30 protein-coding genes are annotated in these 24,915 nt (G+C 38.7%); all 30 read left to right on the top strand.

Translation table 11 applies throughout. The features are described from left to right. Window positions 1–24: 24 nt before the first annotated feature. The 30 genes from ASF12_RS29725 (at window position 25) to ASF12_RS29555 (ending at window position 24,662) form a co-directional block, all read left to right on the top strand. The gene (locus ASF12_RS29725; protein WP_056042392.1) at window positions 25–633 is read left to right on the top strand and encodes a 3'-5' exoribonuclease domain-containing protein; all 609 of its coding nucleotides are present in this window, start codon (window positions 25–27) and stop codon (window positions 631–633) included. Then, complete coding sequence (locus tag ASF12_RS29720) at window positions 596–880, top strand: hypothetical protein (RefSeq protein WP_056042391.1); 285 nt, start codon at window positions 596–598, stop codon at window positions 878–880. Before ASF12_RS29725 ends, ASF12_RS29720 begins: the two co-directional genes overlap by 38 nt. A gap of 87 nt (window positions 881–967) precedes the next feature. Continuing rightward, window positions 968–1,258, top strand: coding sequence for a hypothetical protein (locus ASF12_RS29715; protein WP_056042389.1), 291 nt, complete (start codon window positions 968–970; stop codon window positions 1,256–1,258). Window positions 1,259–1,571: 313 nt separating this feature from the next. After that, window positions 1,572–1,877, top strand: coding sequence for a hypothetical protein (locus ASF12_RS29710; RefSeq protein WP_056042387.1), 306 nt, complete (start codon window positions 1,572–1,574; stop codon window positions 1,875–1,877). 164 nt (window positions 1,878–2,041) lie between these two features. Beyond that, window positions 2,042–2,395: a BC1872 family protein gene (locus ASF12_RS29705; protein ID WP_056042385.1), complete on the top strand. Its 354-nt coding sequence runs from the start codon at window positions 2,042–2,044 to the stop codon at window positions 2,393–2,395. 23 nt (window positions 2,396–2,418) lie between these two features. Then, the gene (locus tag ASF12_RS29700) at window positions 2,419–2,709 is read left to right on the top strand and encodes a hypothetical protein (RefSeq protein WP_056042384.1); all 291 of its coding nucleotides are present in this window, start codon (window positions 2,419–2,421) and stop codon (window positions 2,707–2,709) included. A gap of 166 nt (window positions 2,710–2,875) precedes the next feature. Beyond that, entirely contained in the window at window positions 2,876–3,547 is a 672-nt protein-coding gene (locus ASF12_RS29695; RefSeq protein ID WP_056042382.1) for a hypothetical protein, read from the top strand. A gap of 292 nt (window positions 3,548–3,839) precedes the next feature. Beyond that, complete coding sequence (locus ASF12_RS29685) at window positions 3,840–4,133, top strand: hypothetical protein (RefSeq protein ID WP_056042378.1); 294 nt, start codon at window positions 3,840–3,842, stop codon at window positions 4,131–4,133. A 120-nt stretch (window positions 4,134–4,253) separates the two neighbouring features. Continuing rightward, window positions 4,254–4,442 (top strand): hypothetical protein, encoded by a 189-nt coding sequence (locus ASF12_RS29680; RefSeq protein ID WP_056042376.1) that lies wholly within the window; start codon window positions 4,254–4,256, stop codon window positions 4,440–4,442. 94 nt (window positions 4,443–4,536) lie between these two features. Then, window positions 4,537–4,779, top strand: coding sequence for a hypothetical protein (locus tag ASF12_RS29675; protein ID WP_056042374.1), 243 nt, complete (start codon window positions 4,537–4,539; stop codon window positions 4,777–4,779). Between the two features lie 283 nt (window positions 4,780–5,062). Continuing rightward, window positions 5,063–5,500, top strand: coding sequence for a hypothetical protein (locus ASF12_RS29670; protein WP_155973550.1), 438 nt, complete (start codon window positions 5,063–5,065; stop codon window positions 5,498–5,500). 956 nt (window positions 5,501–6,456) lie between these two features. Further along, window positions 6,457–6,888: a hypothetical protein gene (locus ASF12_RS29665; protein WP_056042371.1), complete on the top strand. Its 432-nt coding sequence runs from the start codon at window positions 6,457–6,459 to the stop codon at window positions 6,886–6,888. A gap of 38 nt (window positions 6,889–6,926) precedes the next feature. Next, complete coding sequence (locus tag ASF12_RS29660) at window positions 6,927–7,124, top strand: hypothetical protein (RefSeq protein ID WP_155973548.1); 198 nt, start codon at window positions 6,927–6,929, stop codon at window positions 7,122–7,124. A 49-nt stretch (window positions 7,125–7,173) separates the two neighbouring features. After that, window positions 7,174–7,803, top strand: a complete 630-nt coding sequence (locus ASF12_RS29655; RefSeq protein ID WP_056042367.1) for a hypothetical protein — start codon at window positions 7,174–7,176, stop codon at window positions 7,801–7,803. A 41-nt stretch (window positions 7,804–7,844) separates the two neighbouring features. Continuing rightward, complete coding sequence (locus ASF12_RS29650; RefSeq protein WP_056042365.1) at window positions 7,845–8,600, top strand: reverse transcriptase-like protein; 756 nt, start codon at window positions 7,845–7,847, stop codon at window positions 8,598–8,600. A 702-nt stretch (window positions 8,601–9,302) separates the two neighbouring features. Next, a complete protein-coding gene (locus ASF12_RS29640) occupies window positions 9,303–10,487 on the top strand; it encodes a hypothetical protein (protein ID WP_056042362.1) in 1,185 nt (394 codons plus the stop codon). Window positions 10,488–11,085: 598 nt separating this feature from the next. Continuing rightward, on the top strand, window positions 11,086–12,294 hold the full coding sequence (locus ASF12_RS29630) for a M50 family metallopeptidase (protein WP_056042358.1): 1,209 nt from the start codon (window positions 11,086–11,088) through the stop codon (window positions 12,292–12,294). Between the two features lie 105 nt (window positions 12,295–12,399). Then, the gene (locus ASF12_RS29625; RefSeq protein ID WP_056042357.1) at window positions 12,400–12,750 is read left to right on the top strand and encodes a hypothetical protein; all 351 of its coding nucleotides are present in this window, start codon (window positions 12,400–12,402) and stop codon (window positions 12,748–12,750) included. Between the two features lie 226 nt (window positions 12,751–12,976). After that, window positions 12,977–13,975, top strand: coding sequence for a hypothetical protein (locus tag ASF12_RS29620; protein ID WP_056042355.1), 999 nt, complete (start codon window positions 12,977–12,979; stop codon window positions 13,973–13,975). A 506-nt stretch (window positions 13,976–14,481) separates the two neighbouring features. Continuing rightward, complete coding sequence (locus ASF12_RS29610) at window positions 14,482–14,919, top strand: hypothetical protein (protein WP_056042353.1); 438 nt, start codon at window positions 14,482–14,484, stop codon at window positions 14,917–14,919. Between the two features lie 119 nt (window positions 14,920–15,038). After that, window positions 15,039–15,809 (top strand): YrzE family protein, encoded by a 771-nt coding sequence (locus tag ASF12_RS29605; protein WP_056042352.1) that lies wholly within the window; start codon window positions 15,039–15,041, stop codon window positions 15,807–15,809. Window positions 15,810–16,053: 244 nt separating this feature from the next. Beyond that, window positions 16,054–17,505, top strand: coding sequence for a type IV secretory system conjugative DNA transfer family protein (locus tag ASF12_RS29595; protein ID WP_056042347.1), 1,452 nt, complete (start codon window positions 16,054–16,056; stop codon window positions 17,503–17,505). Window positions 17,506–17,572: 67 nt separating this feature from the next. Continuing rightward, a complete protein-coding gene (locus ASF12_RS29590) occupies window positions 17,573–19,291 on the top strand; it encodes a DEAD/DEAH box helicase (protein WP_081419119.1) in 1,719 nt (572 codons plus the stop codon). 18 nt (window positions 19,292–19,309) lie between these two features. Then, entirely contained in the window at window positions 19,310–19,615 is a 306-nt protein-coding gene (locus ASF12_RS29585; RefSeq protein WP_056042345.1) for an OB-fold nucleic acid binding domain-containing protein, read from the top strand. Window positions 19,616–19,875: 260 nt separating this feature from the next. Then, window positions 19,876–20,256, top strand: coding sequence for a hypothetical protein (locus tag ASF12_RS29580; RefSeq protein WP_056042343.1), 381 nt, complete (start codon window positions 19,876–19,878; stop codon window positions 20,254–20,256). A 68-nt stretch (window positions 20,257–20,324) separates the two neighbouring features. Beyond that, the gene (locus ASF12_RS29575) at window positions 20,325–20,552 is read left to right on the top strand and encodes a hypothetical protein (protein ID WP_056042339.1); all 228 of its coding nucleotides are present in this window, start codon (window positions 20,325–20,327) and stop codon (window positions 20,550–20,552) included. A gap of 97 nt (window positions 20,553–20,649) precedes the next feature. After that, a complete protein-coding gene (locus ASF12_RS29570; RefSeq protein WP_155973546.1) occupies window positions 20,650–21,621 on the top strand; it encodes a hypothetical protein in 972 nt (323 codons plus the stop codon). Between the two features lie 12 nt (window positions 21,622–21,633). After that, complete coding sequence (locus tag ASF12_RS29565) at window positions 21,634–22,476, top strand: S1 RNA-binding domain-containing protein (RefSeq protein WP_056042335.1); 843 nt, start codon at window positions 21,634–21,636, stop codon at window positions 22,474–22,476. Between the two features lie 64 nt (window positions 22,477–22,540). Further along, window positions 22,541–23,326, top strand: coding sequence for a hypothetical protein (locus ASF12_RS29560; RefSeq protein ID WP_056042333.1), 786 nt, complete (start codon window positions 22,541–22,543; stop codon window positions 23,324–23,326). Window positions 23,327–23,918: 592 nt separating this feature from the next. Further along, window positions 23,919–24,662 (top strand): hypothetical protein, encoded by a 744-nt coding sequence (locus ASF12_RS29555; RefSeq protein ID WP_056042331.1) that lies wholly within the window; start codon window positions 23,919–23,921, stop codon window positions 24,660–24,662. Window positions 24,663–24,915 lie beyond the last annotated feature (253 nt).

The raw sequence follows: 24,915 nt of genomic DNA, 5'->3' as shown, positions 1-24,915 counted from the left end.
ATGAAGCGTACTAGGAGAAAGCAAATGACCCGAGTATTTTTAGATACAAAATCCACAATGCTGCACCAGTCCATGACGCTTATTAGCATCGGTCTTGTTACGGAAGATGGGCAAACGTTTTATGCCGAATTGACGAATTATGATAAGAGCCATGTTGACGAATGGTTACAGAAAAATGTGATCGACAACCTCATCATTCATCCAAAGCGAAAACATTATTACCGTGTTACAGATACTGATGCTATCTATCTTGGTGATACTGCTTTAATTCGAATAAAACTCAGTGAGTGGCTGGGAAAATTCGATATGATCGAAGTATGGTCGGACTACTTGTCATATGATTGGGTACTTTTTAATCAACTGTTTGGACATGCCTTCAATATCCCAAGAAATGTATATAGCAACCCTTTTGACATTCGCAATCTATTCATGATGTATGGTATTGATCCAGACATATGTTGGGAAAAATTCGCCCAAAACGGTGGATTATTATTGACCGAAAACGAGCATAAACATCATGCACTTTGGGATGCGAAAGTAATGAAAGCATGCTTTGAGCGGTTGAACAATTTCGTGCTGAATGGACGGGAACCAAATGGAGAATTTGAATTGGATAGACGTAACCAGATATAGTCAGCGCAACAAAGATAAAATCAATCCTACAGCATGGGGCGCTACTATCGGCAAAATAGACATCATGATACACAGGCATATAGATTATGCACCAGATGTATGGCTGATGAGCTGTAGCTTTATCGATTTATCTAAAAAGCTCGAAAATAAAGAAATTGAAGCAGCTAAGACTGAAGCGGTTGCGCTGGTAAAACATAAGATTGAATCACAGATCGCGGATCTTCAAAAACAGTTAGGGTATTTTTGAGGACCAATACCTCACGGTCAGAGTGACGGACCTGCTTGGTTTGTAGAACATGTCTAAATACGCTTGAACATTAGGAGGTAAGAAAATTTGAAAGAAGGGCTGTACTATATCGATCAGCGGACAGACGAAGTTCTGCTTTGTCATACCTTTACTCGTTCTTCGCATGTATTCATAAATCGTAATAACGTCCAAATAGATCGCGGAAAATATAATGTATACAGCGTTGTTAAAAGCAAAAAGATCATAGCAGCGTTTGAAGCAAATCGTTCAAAGTACCCTAATAGAAAGTATATAAGAGAACCTTTAATCATGGGTGGTTGGGCTGATATCATGGCTTTCACTACAATTTACGCAAATTCAAGCGAAGTTTCTGAGTGAAAATATAAAATAGACAAAGGAAAGTTACAGGGGAAATTGTATATGTGGTTTGAGATGTAAGATTCACTTCATCATTAAATTTTAAGAACGTCTACTAGAAATATGTAGGCGTTCTTTTGTTTTTCATAGATTATGATAAAATCCAAATATAAGAAAATTTTAGAGTAGGATACTGCGATTAATGTGGGTGTTAGGTCAGAGGACATCAACAGCTTCAGACCGACTTCTCCATATGCTGGAACCAGATTTGATTGGTAATGGAAAGGTCCTTTGATATTTTCCTAATCACATTGGACATGAGGAGGTTGAATTATTGGAACCAAATACACAAATAGAACTCACTAGAGATTTTGCCAGATTAACAAATGTTATTCATTCATCCGGAATGAACAAAGAAAGTGAAGAGCTGCAAAGGATATGTAATGCGTTCAATGAGGAAATAAATAATTTAAAGCAAGAGAGGGAAAAAGCTATCGTTGCACTGAAGATGTTTGCAGATAAAGATCCATACGCGACATCTGCAAAAGCTAAAAGTGTTCTCTCTGAACTTGGAATAGCGCAAAATATTGAAATCAAGGGAGGTAAATCAACTTATGAAAAGCCACCCGACTGTAGTTAAACAAAAATGCCGGCATCAGTCTTGTAGTCTTGAAAGGTATGAGCTAATTAAGTCACCTTTTCGCTGGAATTACCATTATAGAAAAGGTAATTTAAAAAAACAGTTAGCGATTTGGAAATAAGAAATGGGAGAATGACAAAATGACAAGAGAATAAGTTTCCGCGATGATTCCTGGAAAAGAACTCGATGCGAAAGTTGCAGAATTAGTATTGCGAATGCTTGAAGTACATTGGTCACATGAATTACCAAAGTACAAAGACAATCAAGGCGCTTATCATGTTGTAAAGGGTTATTCCACTGACGAATCAGTAGTATGGGATGTAGTGGAGGCACTAGAGCATGAAGTAACAATTAAGCGCTTTAAAGGTATGACAGGATGGAGTTATTGGTGCAGAGTAAGTAATCCTGACCCAACTAAATTTGATGAGGTTATAGCCCGAGGGGAAACTGCTCCTGAGGCCATTTGCAAGGCTGCTCTATTGTCGGTACTTGGCTATATAGGATACTGGGAAAAGTAAAAGACTAAGTGGAGGAAACCAACGTGAGCAAAAGCAAAATGGGGTTAATGGTTTTCGATAATCACGGTTATGAGACCGATATTGTTGCACCGAAAGAGGACTATGCTTCTGCAGAACTTTTTTTAGAAGACGCCATAGAAGAATGCAAAGCTATTGAATTGGATAAAGAGTTGGCTCTAGAAATGGTTCAGGAAGATTATTGCAAATGGTATAAAGAAGCGCCTGAAGATGTAGGATCGGAAGGTTCTTGCTACGCGTTAAGCGAGCCAGGTGAAGGTTCTTTTCCCATATGGCGTATTGACTTGCAAAGCTAAAAGCTTCTGTCATACCATTATCCTATTCATTGTCCCTAGCTACACAGTTGTCAAAAGAAGTGCAGCAGTTTGCGTACGCCTGGCTGTTGCTCATATTAAGGTCGATTCGAAAATCGGAGATCCAGTCACATTCAGCGAAATTAATAAACAATTGGGGGTTTAGAATATGGAATTTAAATTCACGGTGCTAAAAAATTCAGAAGTCCTACGGTTTTTAGACGTATTCCGGCAACAAGAGCTTGAAAACATCTTGAAGGAATTCAATATGAATCGTGCAGCGATTGGCAAGTCAAAAAATACCTACTTGGTTATAAACAGAGACGAGCCTTATGCGGGTGAAGTTATTGAGATAATGAAGCGTAACGGACATTGGGGGGATTTGCAAAATCCTGTCGCTGAAAGCGAAGGGACTCCATTGAAAAATGACTTATCACAGATGCACACAAATTTATTGCATTTGGAGGATTCAACGAAACCACGGCCACTTGATGAATGGCATGATGATTTAGGAGACGTGTTGTGGTGGTTTTTCCCGATTCAAGAACCGCCCTATTGTGGATCTCCTCTTGACGCAGATTGGCCAGACTATCACACACATTGGACTCCAATTATTATCCCATCGCAGCCGAAAGTACGTAAGTATACGGTAGCGATGGACACAAATGGATCTGAAGAGTATATGCGTGCAAAATACGGCGATGATTGCTTTACAGATAATATTGGCAACGCTGTTTTGTTCGACACATTGGAAGAACTACCCGAGTTAGCTGCTCACGAATACGTAGTTTATGTAGAAGAGGATGATGACGGCGGGTTGTCTGTCGCCGGGAAAATTTAGCATGTGACTGATTCTGAAATTTCAATATATGATTAATTCAATAAAAAGACGGTGAAGATGACATGGGTTACGGAATGAAAATGTTTCACAAGCACCATAAAGAATCGTTTATATCAACCTTAAGTTATAAGCCTAAAATTGGTGACATAATTGAGATAAGCGGAGAGTGGTACGAGGTTTTGGAAGTGCAGATGAAACCAAGAGTTTGTTATGCAACATATGCTTCAAATTTAGATATTTTTAAACTTACTAATGTCTATCCAGCATAGTTATACGATAGGAGTGTTTAAAGATGGATCTTACATTTATTAAGTCAGTTAAAGAATTAAAAACAATGCCGGAAGACACAATTGTCAGAGGATGGGTTGGTGAAGAAGGAGAAATAGATTCATCAGGTGAACTCACTGATTATCAAGCAGCTACATGTATTGATTTCGTAGTAAGAAATAATGGAGCGTTCAAGGTTTATGTGAACACTGAAAACGCACTCGATAGGAATTCACCTAGAAACGAGTTCGTCGATTATTGTAACCTTGGAGTTAGATTGATGGATTTGAAGCAAGCGCCATCTGGATGGCTCAAGTAATTAAGCTCTTGGGAGCAAGAGATTTTGGAAAGCAGCACTTTGCAAATCCATGGCCTGAATGCGGAGCTTTGCACCATTTATTAGCATATATAATCGATATTAATAAGGAGGAAAAAAAACATGAAATCTGCAGCGGTAATTAAGGGAGAAATATTTCATAACGGGCAGGAGGGGGACAAATATAAAACCAGAAAGGTTACAGGATTCGACGACAATAATGGAGTAAATTATATCGACTCAACTGGAAGAATAGGCAACTGTTCCTTAGCCCAATTCTGTAAATGGTCAAAAGGTACTGTTCGTTGGTAGGAAATAAATAAATTATTTAAGCTGAAAAATATGAATACAAAAAAGGAGTTAGCTTTGTTGCGGACTTGCTCCAAAAAGAAAGGAAGATGAAAGAATGAGTAAAGAAAAGTCAATTCTTGAATCATTAGCAAAACAAGTGCAGGAATTAAAAGCTGGGGTGGGGCATATGGAAATAGACGAAATCCTTGGAAACCCCAATATGACGGCTGTAATATCCGTTTACGAAGGTCAAAATCCTTCACATAAGATATTGGATGCGGTGTATGAATGGGCAGAGACCAATAACGAGGAAGTGGCAGAAATGATTAGGAATTTATCAACTGCCGTACTGGAGTAGCTTAGCATTCCGACTTAACGCTGATACAACATATTGTAATAGGGAGCGTGCATGAGTTGGTTTGTTTCTAAATGGTCAATTAATGAATGAGTACCCCTATAAGCCGGAGTGCTTTATTGCTGCAGCGAATGATTGTCTGCTTGCAATTGGTGAGACAGAAGAATTTCACGAACTGAAAGTATTTGAAGATTAACTATCCTGCGATCGATTATACTAGGGACTCCTGATTGCAGACTATCCACGGAAAGGAATGATTTTTTTGGATGACTTATGCTTAAAGAGAATGAATGAAATCATTTTTGATCGTAGTATACCTGCAAACATTAGAGCAAAGGCAAACAATCAATTGATTGAGTTCATGAATGAAAAAAAAAGAAATAACATAAAAGATACTATGGATAGTGGGCGTCTCGAAATCTATGTAAATCTTAGAATTCCACCTTCAAAAATTGAAATTGAACTTAGTGAACGTGCCATTGGTTCGGGGCAATTAAGTCCATTTCCCTTTTTTTTAATGAAAGGGATTCCGGACGGGATCTCGACAATTCTATTTCATCAATATCCTAAAGTAGTTAAAACTAATCGGCAGGATTTTTTTAAACATTCAGAAATCTATGAGATTGACGATTCATTACTAGCTCGGTGGCTTGATATTGAAAACTACAACTGGTATCACGTCAATGAATTCGATGTTTTGCCCTCCAGGTTAGATACACCTTAATAAGAAGCGCTCCTCAAGACAAAGGGAAAATTGACTGGTCATTGTAACTTAAGTACTGTAAACCGTGTAAAGCCTTGGCGGGTGGATACAAGAGCCATATGAGCACGTTGTATTTAAGCACATACTTGCTGTTTTCTACGTTAGATAGTCGAAGAGAGGCTGCGGCTGCATATCGGTAATCAACTCGATGATACGGGGGAATAGTGGTGGAGGTAAAAAGTAATTCTGAATTGAGAAAGGAAGCCTATGACAAAGCGAAGAAGGCATGGGCTGAATTTTTTGCCGGAATTGACAGAATGAAATGCAACGTTTGCGGAAGTGGGAGAACTTACATGGATGCTGGAGTTAGAAAGTGTTTGGTCTGTAAGGATTGAAACGAAGGATCATATTATAATCAGAGTAAATGAATAAAGATAGAAACAACTAAAAGAACGAAGCGTCTCTTGCCGCGAGAGCCGACGTTCTTTTTTTGTTTGAATTCAGGCCGGCTCAATTAGAAGATTAAGAATAGAATGAGGCACTACAAACGAATCAAAGCCAGAGATATGCGCAGTATTAAAATACTGCGCATATCTCTGGCTAAAAACAAACCGGGTAAAAAGGCCAAATTATCACAGACCTTATGGCGCCCGTCAACCGTTTTATCCTTATAATCTGAGGGATTTTAGAATCGAATGTACTTCATTGAATACCTAATAACACCGATTTGATATGTCTTATTGATATTGATTATATTATTATTTTGACTATATGTAAATCATGTATTACAATTTATGCAGCTACTTTTTTTACTCCATTTGCCTGGTCATAACGATCGCGGTTATCGTTTGGCTAATCAACCTAGCAGCAGGCATGCTCCTAAACAATGGTTCTGCCATGCGGCCGGCACTTTCTTGTACGGTTTGCAAGCTGAAATGAATATAATGGATGACTACATAATAAGAGAGGTGCGGCGAATGCCGAGCTTGAATGATTTGATTATTAAAAATGAATGGTCCATGTTAAGTTGGAGTGAAAAATATGGATCTGGAATTTGGTTAGCTCTTTCTCCAGCAGTTACTTTGCTTGAAACGATTGAGAATATAAGCACCCGTTCTGGTGTGATTCAAAGCATAGAACTGACATCCTATTTTTCTGGAAAAGGTTCTTGGCTGCCAGTAGTTCATGCAGAACATTTTATGAAGGGCGTTCACCTATTAGATCGAAAAACCTCCGTTATACCTGAAAGCATGCTTGAACTTTATTCATCTTCAGTACAAGTCGCATATCAAAGCATACAAAAGGTAGGGAGAAGTAGTAATTATCAGCTGAAGCAAGCTGCAGAGGATAATGATCCGGATTTAATCATACCTAACGAGCTTAAAACGTATATGGATAAGTTAAAGTAGGCCGTTACCTCTACAAAAAAACTTCAGGAAGAGGTTATATGATGATTGCAGGAAGATTCGCTAATACGGGAAAAAGAACTATTGTTCCGCAACATGATAAAAATAAGATGTTCACTATGGGTTCTGGACCCGTTCATTCCTATTTTATAAGCCCTTCTGAGCTGCAAGCTTTATCACCTGAAGATAGGCCAATTTCGAAAAGACCTTTTGTGCTTCCAAAAAAGAATGCCCACTGAAGGCATTCTTTTTTGCATTAAAAAATTGTACGCCTAGGAGAGATGCAGTATGGGGAAAAGAAGTATTATATTTGCTGCGATAACAACTTCAGTTATTCTTTTCACAACAGGTTGTGCCTTACAAGGTCCTTTGCCTTCTACAGCAACAAAGAACAGTAACAAAGACAGTTTGCCAGCTGTAAGTTCGGACAATAGTGAGACAACGGTGCCGGCAGTTAAACCCATTAGCACCCCGATAAAAATAAAGCCTGAAGAGCCAACAATTCCTGGGAGAGATTCGGTGTCCGATCCAAATGACCTGAAGTCGCTGGAATCACTTGCAGCTAAAGTTGTGGCATCCTATCGGACAGCCTCTTATTTAGACGACAAATATGTTGGATATCGCAATTTAGATTTGTATTCGTTAGGTTTTCAAGAAAGCTTAAAAGAGGGCGCTGAAAGAACAAAGATGATCATTACCGGTAGGAAAATGACCATTATTCCTTACGATATTAATGTGAAAGCAGAAGATATCCAAATCGACGAGGATTCTGCAGTTGTTTGGGTTCATTATAAAGAGAAGGGGACTGATACGAATAAGGACTTCGATCAAATAATGACTGGCCGATTGTCATTCGAGAAAATCGATAAGAAATGGTTAGTAACTGATGTACAATTTGACATCGATCATACCGATTAATTTATCCATCACAATCTATTTAAGAGAGGGAGAAAAGCACAATGAATCGTCAACTCCGGTTTTATGAGAATAAGGAACTCGGAAACTTAAGGCATAAAGCTAGCTTTGCAGCTGCACATTCTCCGGATTCAATGAGCATAGGAATTTCTATTGAAGATCCTTCTGGCATGACTATTTGGGAAGTTTCAAAACGGATAAGAGAATCCCATTTTGAAAGAGCTGTATATTGTGCATTAATTGAATTACTTGAAATCATTCACCAATTGGAGATCTTACGCATCGATATTACTTGTAAACATTCAGATATTGTCGAACAAATTGAAGCTGATCGTGAAGTAGCGGCTGATTCTATTGATTTATTTGAAATCGCCTGGAATCAGCTCAATCTTATCCATAATTATACGCTGGAATTGAGTGCAGAGGAGGGTAATACCCCTGCCGAAGATCTATGTATTCTGGCATCTTCTAATAAGGATGTGGAAAACATAATAGACAATGACCATGATATTTTGAAAAAGGCTGCCGATCTGAAAGAACTTGCATTAAAGCATTGGAATCGAGCTAACCATCTTTACTGGATCGTTAATAAGAAAAGCGGAAGTGAGAGCATTGGTTGGATGGAACAAGTCGGCCCAGAGCATTATCTATGGCATGAAAGCAATTTACATCTATATATGATCGATTTAGAACAGCTGATTTGTAGCTGCCCGGAGCATCGGAAATATCCAATGAAGAGATGCGACCATGTGAATATGTTACTCGAAAAACTGAATGTAAAGTCTTCGAATTGTGGATAGATTAGTGGGCGAAGGGCATATCTGAGGATAAGTAGGAGTGCGAAAAAAGATTATTCCCATATGTATGTCTTGAATTACAAAAACGACACTGGTATAATTGTCCTCAAGACGAATTTTGACGAGATTTTCAATTTTCGACTAAAGTTCCTGTACTTTACTGTGAATAGCAAAAATCCCCCTTGTTGGACCAAGGAGGATTCCGCTGATTGGCATGAATATGAAATTTGTATCTCTATTATATATCGAAGATACGTGAATTTCAACATCATGCAGAATCGAAAGGCGCTTAATTCATGTTTGGAACAGGATGATTTGATTAGCATGATTCATTCATGGATTGGGATACGTGTGCCAACAAAAAAGAAAATGGCGCGCTGCTATTCGATTTAAAGAATGATGTTGTGGCCAGAACCTACCCATTTGGAATGGGTTTACTGACCGTACATGCTATTCGGCGTGTACGGTTTTTTAGATTACAAAATGTTATAGAGATCCGAACAAAAAAATAAACCCGTACCGGGTTCTCAGTGAGGTTGAGTTTTGAGCGACCGCCTCTATGAGAAGGAAGTGGGTAGGGTTTTGCAAGAAATACGAAAAACAGTTACCTTTATTGTAACATAACTTTTTTCGAATTTCAAAGCAAAACCTCTAGTTTGATTTACCCTAATTTTCCAAGGTTGTACGGGTTGGAAGGAGTTCCTTTTGAAACATTCTACCAGCCTATTTGCTGCGTCTGAAACGATGTATGATACGAAGCTTGGTATCAAATTTAAGATGTTACTTGGGAGAGTGGCCGCTTACAATGGAGAAATCCCTTTATCCAGAAATGAAATCAAAAGTAAGCTAGGCGTTTCACTTTCAGCATTAAAAAGATTGATTTCAGAGTTCACCTATACGGGCATCTTAAAACAGGAAGCAGACCGTTTGTTTATGGATATGTCTAAATTGGTTGATTATTCTGATGCTAAACCAGAAAAATACGTTCAAGACTATAAATTCTTATCAGAGGCTCCATTCATAGTCGATGATCGCCGTGTACAGCGTTTTGTTCTTGATATGTTAGCACAATTGGTTTCCCTGCCAGGAAAAACCTATACCGGCAGGCTGAAAAACATGCTCGCGGGTTCCTCGCAAAATAGGGTATCTGGGCATTTTAATATCCGCACGGTTGGTGAGATGAAGGACATTATCGAAAAAGCGGCTAAGTATCTTGTGTTAGAACTAAATCAAAATTCGAACGAAGAATGGTATGTTCGTGTTAATGGTATTCAACCTGAATTTGCCGAAAAAGGTGCCTACGAGAGTGAGGGTGCTCTACTTTGGGTGTCCCAAAAATTAGACGAGGCCAGTTTTGTTGCAGACGCTATATCTATGGATGCCAAAAAACAACTGGCAGCTGTCATGGAATATTATTATCAGCAACTTGGCTATGAAATGGCGTATTCCGTTTTTTGCAATACGTTAAGGCTGCTAAGTGATAATACGACGTTTCATTCCATGGTTTATGCCGAGATTAAGCAAAAGAGTCAGCTCAATGAATTATCTGCTTATTTTAGAAAGATCGCTGAAGCTGCTGAAAAAAACTTAGCTGAATCTCTTTCTATCGGTTACGAGTTGTTCACAAAAAATTTAGAGGATGTACAGAAACACGCCAGAGAAGATGGCATTAACCCTGACCGTATCAAGGAGGTCATTCATGCTAAAACCATTCAAAAGAAATTACGTTCCGACATAGCAAAAATAGAGATCATGTGGACTGAGCAATTTAATAAGGGGAGGCTAACGATTTATGAAAATCAAGTTGCTTATTCAATCTCCTTAAGAATAATGAAGGATTTAGCAAGCTGCTTGAATGACCATTGGAAAAAAGTCAATTTGAAACATTGAACTTGAGCACTTTCCTAGTACAACCCGATGTCCTTATTTATTGTAATCCAATTACTTCAAACTTTTATAAGGAAAAACACGAACCTACGTTTTATTTTAATAGGTGACGTTTTTTTATGCACCTATTGGTTGTGGATAACGATAATCTGAATCTGGAGTCTTTTTATCATGCTGTTGAGAAAATTGAAGTGGTTGTGACTCTAAATTGTATGGCTCTGTGTGTTTTTATTATTTCTCAGGGTAATACTTTATCTGAGGTAGATAACTGGCTGCTGATTGTTTATTTCCAGAAAAGACTACTGTATAGATTTTCAATTAAGATGCTTAAGCCGCGCTACATATGATGATAACGGCAGCCTGATCTGCTCCTAATGGTTTTAAGTAATAGGTTTAAGAAAGAAATTAAAGATGGTTTTGATGATGATGTTTAGTTATGGTGTTCTACAGAGCTCCTTTTTTCCACGTCATATACTTTAATCGAAGCCGGGACTAAAACCTCATCATCATCAAAATATTTAGAACTTTAATGTTGTAATTTTGACTACGGGAGCTAAACGGAAGTTTTTTTATTTCTTCAGGTAAAAGGGGAACGGTGCAAATGTTATCAATACTCGCGGTAATACTACTATTTACCACTATGGTGGCGATTCATGAAGGTGGTCACCTTATCATGGCCAAAAGAGCTGGCGTTTTTTGCTATGAATTTTCAATAGGAATGGGACCAAAAGTTATTTCATTTACAATTGGCGAAACACTTTATTCGTTGCGGCTTTTTCCAATTGGTGGATATGTCAAAATGGCAGGTGTAGAAGAAAAATTACGATTAGAAGGCCGGGTCGTTTCAATTCGTTTTCAAAATCAAAAAATTATTGAACTGTATGAGAAAAATACTAGTGATGCATCTTCTTCATTCCTTGTAGAATCCATTGACCATTCTCAAGCCCTTATACATTTGAAAAAAGTGAGTGATCAAACAAAATGCGCGGTGCATTATGGAGAAGATGCTTGCATTATTGCCAATGACGGTCAACGGATTCCGATTCTTCCTTATCAGCGAATGTATCAAAGTAAGAAGCCCCATAAACGGATTGCCATTTTATTAGCTGGTCCATTAGCTAATATTATCTTAGCTGTTTTCATTACGTTAGGAATAACCGCATACAGTGGGGTACCTAACAACGAACCAATTATAGGAAGCTTACTTACTGAAAATAACCATGCTTTGGAATCAAGTGATAAGATCCTTTCTTTGAATGGACAAGCCGTTGAATCTTGGAATGATTTAATTAAGAAATGGAGTGATAGTCCAACAACTCCAGTAATGGAGATTTTACGTGATGATGAGAATAAAAAGGTTCTTGTATCCGCCGACTTATATCGATTCGTTCAACCTGAAGTGACGCACAATCCCTTACGTATCATCGCTGTAAGCTTAGAGAGAACTTATCATCAATCAACTATTTTGGTTAATGGCCTAAAACAATTATTCATTGGTGAGCTTTCACTTCATAACGTTTCTGGACCTGCCGGCGTAATGAAGTTGAGTTATGATGTAGCGAGCCAATCTGATATCATTACATTTTTCATGTGGGTCAGTATCATGAACCTTAACGTAGCTATTTTCAATCTGCTTCCGCTTCCCGCACTTGATGGAGGACGTATTTTTCTCATTCTAGTTGAATGGCTGCGTGGAAGACCGATCGCATCTAAAAAAGAGATTTGGGTTCACTTTATTGGATTCGTTTTTATGATTACGTTAACTATACTAGCAACATGGAATGATATTATTAAATTCATTTCCTCATGATTTGTAAAATTACCGATTGGGTGTATGATTTGTTGGAGATGAGCTGCAGGTTCGAAATGGGAGCTTCAGTCTTCTCCATTTTTTAATTTTAGGAGGCAACTTTATATGAAAAACAGACAAAATTGGTCCGTTGACCCGGGCACTCCAACTATTATACGCGCCTTAAAACCTACCACTCCTGAAGCATATCAGGAAACAAGGCTTACAGCGGAAATTGATTTGAGCTCCAAAATCGCAGAGGTTAATATTACGTCGCAGCAAGAACAATCTTCTGCTGAGGCAATAGCTAGATTAATGGCCGCATCTCCCGAACTACTTCATGCGTTGGAAAGACTCCGCGATACTTTCGATTTTACTAGCGGCTACAATCCTGAAATCCTTAATCATCTTTCGGCGGACAGGGTAAATGATGTATTTCGCGATTGCCTTCAAGCAATCGAAAAAGCAAGTTATTAGGAATCATTCATAAGTCTTATAAACGAAAGATACTGGAACGAGAGCTCTATTCCGGTATCTTGTTTTACTAAGGAGCTCAACGCCTTTGGAGAACTTCAATCTGCTTATGGAATGGTTACTCCAAAGGATAGGAATTTCGGATACACAATGGCCGCTTATTCCTGAATATAAATGAATGGAGATCAGCTCACTTCTGATATATTATTATCAGATAGGGGATATGATCATGAAAGTATTTGAATACACCAATAACTACTTAATTCGTTACAACGAACGCGCAGCTGCAGATTCATTTCTTGAAGTAACAGCTGACTATCGTCTTATAAATGGGCGCTCAACTTCACTTAAAGTCGTTGTAAATGCCATGACTTTTCAAGTGGTTGAAATTCTTGCGGACATTCGTTTAGAAAATGAAGATGTTCGTGACATTTCAGAGCAACAATGGATCGCTGGAACAGGTAAAGAATTTTTGAATGTGAAGGTCCCAACTGTACATCAATATTGGGTGCAAGGGGAGCTGACTTTACTTGCCTGCTTTCAAGAAATCGAAAACAAACCGGTTTCCATACAGCTGCGTGATCATATCGAAGATGTATATAACGTCAGTTTTAAACCAAACTTCCAGCTGCTTCATGAGATTAAAGAAAAGCTGAAGTTCTTTCCTCATAAACGGTATGATATTTTATTTTATACGTACAAAGAATTTATCAATAAGCTTGAGAACAAATCGCTAAAAGAAAAAGGTACTGCTTACGCAAGAGCCTACCAGGCTTGGCGGACGATGGCAATGGCTTGTATCGCTCAAGGCATTCCGTTCAATTTTATCCGCGGCCATGCCTTTTATGATCGAGATAGTGTTTTTATTGAGAAGGATTATTTCATTGAGGAAATCGAAATCAGAAAGCCCGCTTACATGGGTAGCCAGTTTGATGATAAGCAAGTAATATTATGTACGTTTCATTCACATGATCTTGCTCAATCTGAGAATACAGATTTAGCCCTATTTAGTTACATCAATAAAGGCATTTTGGAAAGACAATGGTCCGTATTCATAAATCCAGGTATTTCTTTCACACCAGAAATAGCTCCTGACATCGTTCCCATGCTATTGAAAAAATACGATAAACAATGCACCGAATTCCGAATGCTTCAAAGCATACAGCCAATTCAAGCTTCTAAAGAGAGTGGCTATTATCTCATTCCACAAGTTAGTAATGTGGTTTAATGATAACGGAGAGGGAGTTGTTTATTTATGAATAGAGAATGGTTGAAGGATAGATTATGGGACTATTTCAGTAATTACGCTGCTTACCTGACCTGCGTTTGGTTCCTCTCTTTTATCATGGATATAAAAATAGATGTGAAACTTATGTTTATCATGCTGATTGGAACGGTGGTCATATTAGAACTAATGAATGGCATTAAATGGACCGTTCAAAAATTTCTTAAAAGAAAGTCATCGCAGTGATGGCAAGAAGGAGCATGATTTGGAATTACCAAATCTGACTCCTTTTTTGTTTGAAGAAATTCGAATTAAAAAAAGATTCTAGGGTAATCACCGGAATAAGGATTAACTTGATCCTCATTTGCTCTCAGCATCTGGTTATATAACGAGGAAAAAACACTGGCATCAACCGTCTTAAATAGTACCATCTTTTCATTCTTAACATGGAAAATGCAGTAAAAACGTTATATGATATTAAGGACAGATATAGGAAAGGAACTGAGGAAATGAACACAAACATTAGTTGTCTTGATGGTGTAACCGCGATGTATAAAACGTTGTTAGAGATCAAAATTCCGGAAGTGATGCTGAAAATAGGTGAAACATTTGAGGAGGATGTTACCTGGTTAATCTTTGATGAAAAACAATTAGCACAAAGGGAATCTCTTATCCCCCATCCAGTAAGGTTTAAAAATAAATATGGATTCTGTTTTCCGGAGATAAATGAAATTTGGATTTCTACCGCTGCGATAATACAATCCAACATAACCCCTAAATTTAATAACAAAAGTATCAATGCGGCTATGAAGTTTTTGCCGAAACAAAGGGATTTACTTGCAGAAGTTATTATAGACGAAATCGCTCATATAAAAACAAAAAGAGGCCATGGTGATCTCGTTTACGACACATTGCTTGAGACATACAAAAATTTGTTATTTTCATGATAATAGTAGGAATACATTCGAATTAAACAGCGTTGGTCTTAACTTGATTGTCTAGTTCTTGACTGACGCTTATTTAATTTTTAACAATAGAATTATTGCAAATGGGGGATGGTAGTAAAATGGAGTGGCAGAATCTTGTGAAAATTTTCAAAAGCAGCCTGTTTTTCATAAGTGCATTAGCCGTTTTTTTTGGTATCGTTATGTATACAACAGAACACCTCGGAGAAAATGGTGAACCAGGACCGATCAGAATTTTTTTAGATTCGAAACTTTCTTGGGGATTGCTAATCGCCATTTTATATTTCATTGTTGTTTGTTTTATCGGGATTTTTATATATATATCAACGAAAGGGCTTAAGTTGAAACAAGAATACGATAAACAAATTCTTTATTATGAAAAACAGTTGCACGGGGCTAGGGAGCAATATGTGAAATTGGAACAAGAGGAGTTGCAAAATAATAAACTTCGCTTACATGATGTAAAACTCATTAAAAAACTGGTCGAGATATTACCTGTTCAAGAAATGAAGTATTATTGCGATGAAACGGACTTCGGCAACTCCTTTCATGAAAGGTTTACAGACATGATAGCAGAACTTAAACATACCGATGGTGATCCTACATATCTGTTTTTCAATAAGGAGCTGGAAAGTGAAAAACAAAATATCCTTCGTCTTTTTAGAGAAATGGACGAGCTTTTCACAAACTACATTGATCGGATCGATAAAACGAATCATTATCAGATCGATAGAAATTTAAGAATATCATTCCCAGTTGAATATACAAAAGTCATTCGGATGCTAAATACGTATTCAACAGAAGCTTGGACAGCATACAAAAAAATAATTTCCATAGGAATAGAGGAATATGGGGTTGACTTGAGAGAATGATCCATGTCTATTGGTTTGATTAGAACCTACACCATCGCATCCGAATGAACAGTAAAGAGTAACCTATTCATTGATCCCAACATGGTGTATGATATTATCTATACAAATATGTATATCATGAATTCCAATCAAGCTACCTCAGTGAAGGCGTTTGAAGCGGATTCTCAATGGCAAGCAATGCCAGGAGAATCTGCTGCAGACGCCTTTTTGCTGTGGAAAAATTCAAGAAAAGGGATGATGAAATTTGTTAGCAAAACTTCTCGGGAAAAATAATAAAGGCTCCGCTACGGTCCAAGATAAGAGGGCGTTACGTCCAATTCTAGGGAAGGGCGGATTCGTACTTGGTAAGAAGGCACAAATGAAGCAAGAAAAATCATTTGAGCATCTTGGACTTATTGGGCCTACCGGTTCTGGTAAATCCAGTACTTTTTTCATCCCTAATCTTATGGAACTGGAGCCCGGTACATCGGCAGTTGTCACAGATCCAAAAGGAGAATTGTATTGGAAAACCGGTCCGGATCTTCGAGCTCGCGGGTTCGAAACGATAAGGCTTGCGCCATTTGAGCGACACTATCCTGGTTATAACATTTTGGCTGTTGCAAAAGATTATGCAGAGATTAAAGAGGTAGCTCAGCTCATTTTATTGAATGGTGGCCTTGCATTTGAGATACAGGGTAAATCTGGTGGTGATTCTACATGGCTGAATATGTCTTTACCACTTCTAGTTTCTGCGTTCCTTTATGAAAAACATATGGAGGCTGATAACCCAAGAATCGGTCAGGCATTAGAAAAAATCCTCTATTTAAGTATGGATGAAATGGAGGATTTATTTAATCGTGTTCCGCTAGCTAAGCGCGAATATATGTTATTCAAACAAGCTGCTGGAAGTGAAAAAATCCTTGCAAGTATTAAAGTAACAATTGCAACAAATATGCAATTGTTTATGGATGACAAGGTGCTTAGGTTCGCAGAACGGCACGATATAAAACCCTCTCAGCTTCGATACGGCATGTCTGAAGAAAATACAAAGCCGGTAGTCTTATTTATATCTGTACCCGAAACAAAATCTCTGTACGCAGCTCCTTTGATGGCCGTTATCTACCAACAGTTGTTTCAGCGGTTGCAAGATATTATGGATGGATATCCCGTCATGTTCTTTTTAGATGAATTCGCTAACCTAGGAATAATCCCTATTATTGATACAGTCGCTGCAACAGCACGCTCTAGGCGTATGGGTCTGGCCATTGGCCTGCAAGGGGTAGAACAATTAAAGCAAAAATATGGCGAAGATAAAGCAGACAACCTATTGAATAACTTAAAAACGAAAATATTTTTATCTGGTTTATCGCTTGTGTCATGCGAATATGCCTCGAAGTTCTGTGGTACTGCTACCATTGAACAAGAAAATGTCTCAAGAGGTTTTCTTTCCTTTATGCCTGACAAACGCATGCAATCTTATGCAGAGCGTTCAGCCATGACTCCTGATGAAGTACGCCGGCTTGATCCAGGAAAGGCCCTTGTCATTTCCGATTATCTCGACGCAGCCATTATTGATAAAATCTTCTATTTTAAAGAACGGAATTACAAGGATCGTATTCGTGAGGGGAATCCGGACTTCGGAATCGAGCTCGATGAGATTCGTGCTAAATATGGCGTAACGGCAGCGGATGATATTGAGACAAATCATTGGCTTTAATGCGCCAAGGTTTTCATTTTGCATAATCATATTACAATTATATTCGCGATAGAAAGGAGCGTAGGTTATGGAAATCGCGTTAAGAGACTATCAAGAAGAATGTGTAAATACATTCTTTCAAAAGTTAGCTAGCCCCGGCGTAAGACGTCAATTGTTAGTTTTGCCTACCGGTGCAGGAAAGACCATTGTTGCCGCTGCGATATCAAAAAGATTCCATCAGCAAGTGAATTCTAGCCAGCCCATTGTTTTTATCGCACATCGTGACGAACTTTTAAAACAGACTGCAGATAAAATGCAGTTAGTGTGGGAAGGGGTAAGCGTTGGTCGGGTAAAGGGAGCTCACAATGAGCAGGATGTTGATTTGATCGTAGCCTCTACGCAGACATTGGTTAGAGGTAGGGAAATTGTACAACCTGGTCTAGTCATCTATGACGAAGCCCATCATAGTGCTTCAAAAGGCTCAAAACAAGTACTTGAAAACTTAGGTTGTTTTCGTTTAGATGGTCCGCCATTATTAGGTATCACGGCTACTCCAAACCGGGCAGATAAGCTTGCCCTTGGTGATATTTTTGAAGAAATTGTATATGAGAAAAAGATGCTTGATCTTATTATCGCGGGATACCTTTGCGACATTAGAGCAAAGCGAATTGTTGTCGAATCTCTAGACCTAAATAATTTGAAAACGATAGCAGGCGATTTCGACCAAAATGATCTTGGTGAAGCCATGACGCAAGATGATGTTATCGACTGTGTCATCGATGCCTATATTGAATATGGCGAAGAGCGGAAGACGATAGTATTCGCTGCAAACGTTCATCATACGTATGCAATTGCAGAGAGGTTTAATGAACGTGGAATCGCAGCTAAGGGAATTGATGGATCACTACCTGGTGCTGATCGAGAACTTCTACTGAAAAGTTTCGCAGCAAATGATTTCAATATTCTAGTCAACTGCATGGTTCTGACAGAAGGATTTGATGAGCCCAGCGTTAGTTGCGTGATTATGGCACGTCCAACCAAAAGTGAAAGTTTATATGTTCAATGCATTGGTCGCGGTATAAGACTACATCCAGATAAAGTGGACTGCTTGGTTCTCGATATTGTAGGTGTCACAGAGAACCATTCCTTAATGACCCTCTCAAAGCTATTTTCTTCAAATGAACCTGAAGTGGATGAGTTAGATGGAGAGCCACTGGAACTCCGGGATAATGAAAGTGTCATGGAATTACAGGAACGGGTTCATTCCTCTAAAAAAGAGTACCAACAGCATATGTTTGAGGTGAACCTGTTCACCAAACAATCCATTTACCGATGGATTAAGATTACGGATCGTGCTTATTATATTAGTATGGGTGATAAGCGGGCTTGCTATATTTTATTAGATGACGAATTTACACGAAGTTGGTGGGCTCTTTTTGAAAATACGGATAAGAGGATATTCCCTCTATATCACGAACCAATTGTCATTGAATATGCCCAAGGGATTGCTGAAAACTTTCTTAAAAGTGTAGAGAACCCTTTAATGACGAAGGAGGCCCGCTGGCGAAAATACCCCTTATCTCAGGGGCAAAAAGAACAATTAACCCGGTATGAAATCGCTTATGATCATTCATGGACAAAAGGGGAAGCCGCGGATGCGTTAGATATGTTATTTGGAAAGAGAGATGCACATAACGTGATAAGCAGATTTGATCCAGAATTCTATCGCAACATGATGAGCAACCCGCATATTCGTGAAAAAGTTACTACACAATTAATCCTAATCCAAAAAAACATTAAAAGATAATCTGAAGGAGGATTCAACATGCCCACTGTAAAAGTACTCGGAAAAATCACAAAGCATGAAAGAGTACAGATAAGCAAGGCGAAGATCACTAACCTGGAGATTAAGGAACTGAGCAATAATGGTAATACGATTGCCGATCTCATGCTAGCCGATGAAACAGGAACTGCAAGAGGTAAAATTTTTGCTACTTCTGATGAAGATATTAAGGTGATTAAAGCATTGAAAGCAGGTCAAGTCATAGCTTTTAGCGGTACAACAGAACATGATGGCTTTGAGCACAGTCTAACCATCGTTATCAAAGAATACCGCATCTTAAACAATTGATGTAATCGCTATTGAATTCTTAATGTAATTCATGATATACTTCTTTTGTATTACAAAGCGTACTTGCTTGAAACAAGGGAACCATATTTACTACGAGATCCATCATATTCACACTACCGAAACTCGGCGTGGGGAAACTGAAATAAGGAACATATCCTTTTCAGCTTCCTACATGCCGTTTTTATTTTTCGGATACTCGGATTTAACGGTGGAATCAAGCTTAAGATTTCTAAAAAATACTGCTAGGGAGGGGGCTACACATGTTTAAAATTTTCTCTGTTAAAAAAGGCAGCAATGCCGAAAAAGCTGTCATTAGTTTGGTGAATATTGGACGAAACTATATTCCTTCCTTTGAAAACGAGTTAGGAATCGCTGATTTTTGTCTTGATCTTGAGGTAGTTACAGATAGCGTATTGAACAAAAACCTCTTCCTTATTGTAGGCGGCTTTGCAAATATTGTTGCTTATCAGAATTCTGATCTGCACGAAATGACGGAGGAAGAATTTAAGGAAAAGATCTCTACAGCTTTCGCTGTAAATGGGGCTGGGACCAATGAATTTCTGAAACGTATGGGGTATAAAATTTTCGATTCGAACAATAACGGTAACGTTAACCTGGTTCGGATTGAAAAGGTCTCCTAAACCATTATCTAATACGTTCGCCATGAAATTCGAATACGCAATTATTAAGGCAAGAGGAGGTAATAAAATTGAATGGCAATACCTGTTTGTTCGAACCACTACAGCAAATTGTAAACTTTGCGGATAATCCTGAAATCACTGAAAGTTGCAGAAGCCTTACACAACCGCAACAGGAACATTTGTTTATGGTGATGAAGAGTGAAATTGGTTCATCTCTGAAGGTTTGGGCACAGCTGCTAAGTACGTTGCAAATCGGGTCAGAAGTTCAGATCAAAATTTATGAGGAAGCAGATTAGGTTTCATGCCGTGCATATAATCGATAAAATCCTTCCAATTGTAACTAAGATTTATATTCCCACATTTTTCACTATCTCCATCGTTGGATGTGGATTAATGTATCTTGGTACTGGCCCTTTAGGTTTTGGAATTCCACTGATTATCTTAGGTTTCTCGTTTAGTGGCCATATCGTGCAATTTTTATTTACTAAGCGACTGGGTATACTCTCATTAATCTCATGTATACTTGCCGCGGATTGGATGGTTGGTGCTCTTCTCGGAAAAGTGCTGCAGAGAATCACACCTGAAACAGATTCTAGTATTCCTCAATTGGCAGCCATTGTTGCTTTGGTTGGACTCGTTTTTAGTTCGATATTCTATATCAAATTAACAAAAGGTATGCAATCGCCAGTTGCACGCGAATATACCTGGGAAGATTTCAAATATGATCTGGAGGATCGAAATGAAGCATGGCGTGAGCAATTTAATTGGTGGCTGAAGCATTTTAAATCAACCTGTCTATGGGGGAGAGAGCGATTTAATTGGTTGAAACAGCGAATCATTAAAGTACCTGTCGAAGCAGAAGAGCCCCAACCAAAACTCTACCTCTTGGCCCCGCCCCAAATCGATTTGGAAAAAAATCAAGATCAACAGGTTGAAGAAATTCTACCTGCAGCTTTTGTCATTATTGATCTCAAAGAGACGGGTACTAGTTCAGAACCAATTATTCAGGAGCCTAATCTGGAAAAGCAGCAGGTTACGATTGCAGAACCGGTTAAGGTCCCGCCAATTACTTCTGCCTCTATCCCTAATCCAGCACCTCCATTCATTAATGAAACGCGCAACCAATTGAACACAAATCGCACCAAAAATGATAGTGCGAGTTCAACACGTTCATCCGGCTCGTCTCTAAGTACGAAGCTGAAAACGTCATCGTCGTCACAAAATATAAAAGCTTCATCAAGTGGTAAGCAGCCTAAACCATCCGATGATTTTTGGAAGCTGCCGGCAACTTCAAATACAAAATCAGCAAGTCCGAAAGTACCGTCAAATCAAGATTATAGTCATTCAAAATTTAATGATTCTTAGGGGGATTTGAAAATGAACGAAATGAAACAATTTAATGAAACGGATGTATTGGCAAAAGCTGTCGAGATCCGAGACGATAATTATCAAAAGCAGTCGGAGCAGGAGTCATGGGAGAAAGTTTATCAAGCGCGACAAAATAGATCGATTATGCAATCCGAGCTACGCGGAACTGAAACACATGGAGACAAATTGTGCGGCATTGTCTTTGTCGGTCACATCAAAGGCCTAATTCCGTTGGAACATTCCGGCTATGAAAAAGCCTATCAATTGGAAGAGGTCATTGGCCAAAACATTTACTACAAAGTAACGAATCTGGACCGTGAGTCGGAGATGTTCACAGCTTCTCGAAGCCTAGCTGTTGATCATTTGCAAGGGCTCAGCTGGGACATCCTTAGGGAGAATAGGATCTTTGAGGCTGCTGTGGTACGTGTAAATAACAGATCTGTGAAATTGGATATTGGTGCTATTATCACAGATCTGCCAATTGAAGAAGTCTCCTACGGTTGGGTATCGGATCTGCATTCGCTCTATAAAATCGGAAGTACGATCCATGTTAAAGTAATGAAAGTGGATAAGGAAACGAAAACACTGATCGTCAGTGTCAAAGCATTGAAAGCAAATCCATGGCCTGAGTGCACCCGGCGTTATCAAAAGAACAATACCTATACAGGCGTTGTTTCTGGCGTTGTGGAATATGGCGTATTCGTAAATCTTGAAGAAGGGGTAGACGTTTTATGCCCGCATCCAAAACCAAACATTGGTCGAGTAAAGCTGAATGATCGTGTTAAAGTCCGGATTAAAGATGTCAATGTGGAAGAGAGTAAGATGACCGCCGTGATTAAGGACAAGCTATAATCCAAAAAACAAGTTGAAATAGCCTCTACTGTAGAGGCTATTTCAACGATAATGAGGTGAACATATGTCTACTAGTTTCGATTTATCTCCCTTTCACATGGATAATAAATATGTCATTACGTGGGGAAAGCAGTTTAACGGTAACAAGCTTAATTTTCATAGTCTGAACACCAATCAAACAAAAGTCGTTGAGAAACTCTGCGTTTTGCAGTTTGCTTCAAAAGTTCAATTGGCCAAAATATTGAATCCTGGCAACCTTCGGAAAGGGAAAAAAAATGTCGATTTTTTAACGGATAAGGGCTTTTTAATTGCTCACTCCATGACAGGAAGGGAGAATGGCAAGTTTGTACCATTCTACGGCCTTTCTAACCCGGCAAGGGAACATTTTGGGCTTCCTCGCTTCGAAAAAGTCTATACCATTGAAGTTTTAAAACGGCTGCTCGTATTTCAGTTCTATACTAGATTTAATGAAATTGATCCGACTACAACAGTAGAAGTATTCCCAGCGCCGTTTGATGCTTGCTTCACCATAATGGAGCAGCCTTTCCGGATAGTGGCCCTCCGCGAAAAAACACAACGCGATAAGGTATATAACCACATTCGGTTTATGGAAGAGCAGATGCGAACATTAATCGTCGTACCTGATTGGGAGGATGGTAACAAGTTTCTTGATATCAAGGATCAGGCCCATCTTTTTCGGGTAACAACCGATCACAACTTATTAAAGGAAACCCTATCTAATAGTTTTTGCAAAATTGAAAACGGGGAATGGGTACCGGAGTATATTCAGCCTTTTGAGAAGCAAGAAAAGGTTGAACATGAAGAACTTACTTTGCATGCGACGGAATAGATAAAAAGCCATATTGCCAACGTGCAATTGGCTTTTTATTGTTTTTATCAATTTATTGATTATTAGTTTTCAAGCGATTTGCTGTTGAAATTGGGAGTAGTTAACTATATAATAAATGTATGCTTTTATTTCAACATCAATTTCAAGTTTTTCTATTGGTTATGTACGTTTGATGCGAACGATGATAACTAATGTAAGAAGAAAAGCATTGGACTTTCTCGATACGGTTGTTTTTGTATTGGTAAGGAGATATTGATGTGGTTGTGTACATTTAGTTATGGTAAAGATTCTTTCCCCTAACAAATGAGGACAATATCGGGCGATTATCCCTGATGTGCAAACGAAGACGAATCGTGTATGCGAATCCGTGAACGTTCTTTCAGTAAAGATAATAGTACCATAATCATTTTTGAAATTTACTCTGAATACATATAAATTCATTCCATTCACAGGAATGATTCGAAAGGCCTACAATCCTAATCGGGTTTGTAGGCCTTTTTTTGTTCTTTGAAAATTTAATGATTTCATGTTTACCCTTTTATATAAGGGGTGGGCATTTACCCATATACAAATCTCTCGAGGAGGAATTACTATGGAGAACAAAACACCCCTTCATTTACTTGAGAAGGCAAAATCCTTTCATGAAGAAGCCAATAGAAAGTTTTCGTATGCAAAGGGAAGTATTCCAGAAAAATATCTAGCATTTTTAATTAAAATCTCGAAAGAAAGATTTCTCTGTAAAGAAACTGTTGCACTAGATGATGAGGCAGTTAAACTGAGCATGGGTCATGGCCAAGACGGAACATTTGTAATGGTAACAGAACCTTATCTCGGTGTAGATGGTCGAGTCTTATGGGCTCGTGATGAACATCGACAGAAAGAGAAAAAGTTAGATATTTCAACACTGATTTCAGGAAACAATGTGATCGTTACGATTGTCTCCGAATTTTTAGGGCAAGCAATGGGTAGCGCTCAATTTAATCCTAATAAGGGATTCAGAGGATACGATCTACAAGGGGTCGAAAGCATTGCCATTGGGCGTGCTCTAGGTTTCCTAGGTTATGGACTATTAGGAAGCAGTGTTATTTCTGAAGATCTCTTGACTCCTGATTCCGAAATCGGAAATCCGAACACTGACGGTCAGCAGCAGTCGAATGACCATCGTAATGGTGGTGGACAGCAGCAGTCGAGTAACCACCGTAATGGTGGCGGTCAGCAACAGTCGAATAACCACCGTAATGGCGGTGGACAGCAGCAGTCTAGTAACCACCGTAATGGCGGTGGACAGCAGCAGTCTAGTAACCACCGTAATGGTGGCGGTCAGCAACTCGAATAACCACCGTAATGGTRGCAGTCAGCAGCAGTCGAATAACCACCGTAATGGTAGCAGTCAGCAGCAGTCGAATAACCACCGTAATGGTAGGCAAGAGCCTCCAGAGTACTATTCGTATGAAGTATTAGAATGTGAAATGGATGTATTTGACCAACTTAATAAGCCTTACTATAACCTTAAATTGTTGGAACTGCATACCAATAAAGTGTTCGATGCAATTGCAGTAGAGACACTATTCGAGTATGTTGACTCTCTA

Source organism: Paenibacillus sp. Leaf72, assembly GCF_001422685.1.
In the GTDB taxonomy this organism is placed as follows: domain Bacteria; phylum Bacillota; class Bacilli; order Paenibacillales; family Paenibacillaceae; genus Pristimantibacillus.
The sequence above is the reverse complement of the archived record's forward strand: the minus strand, read 5'-3'. Positions and strand labels throughout refer to the sequence as shown.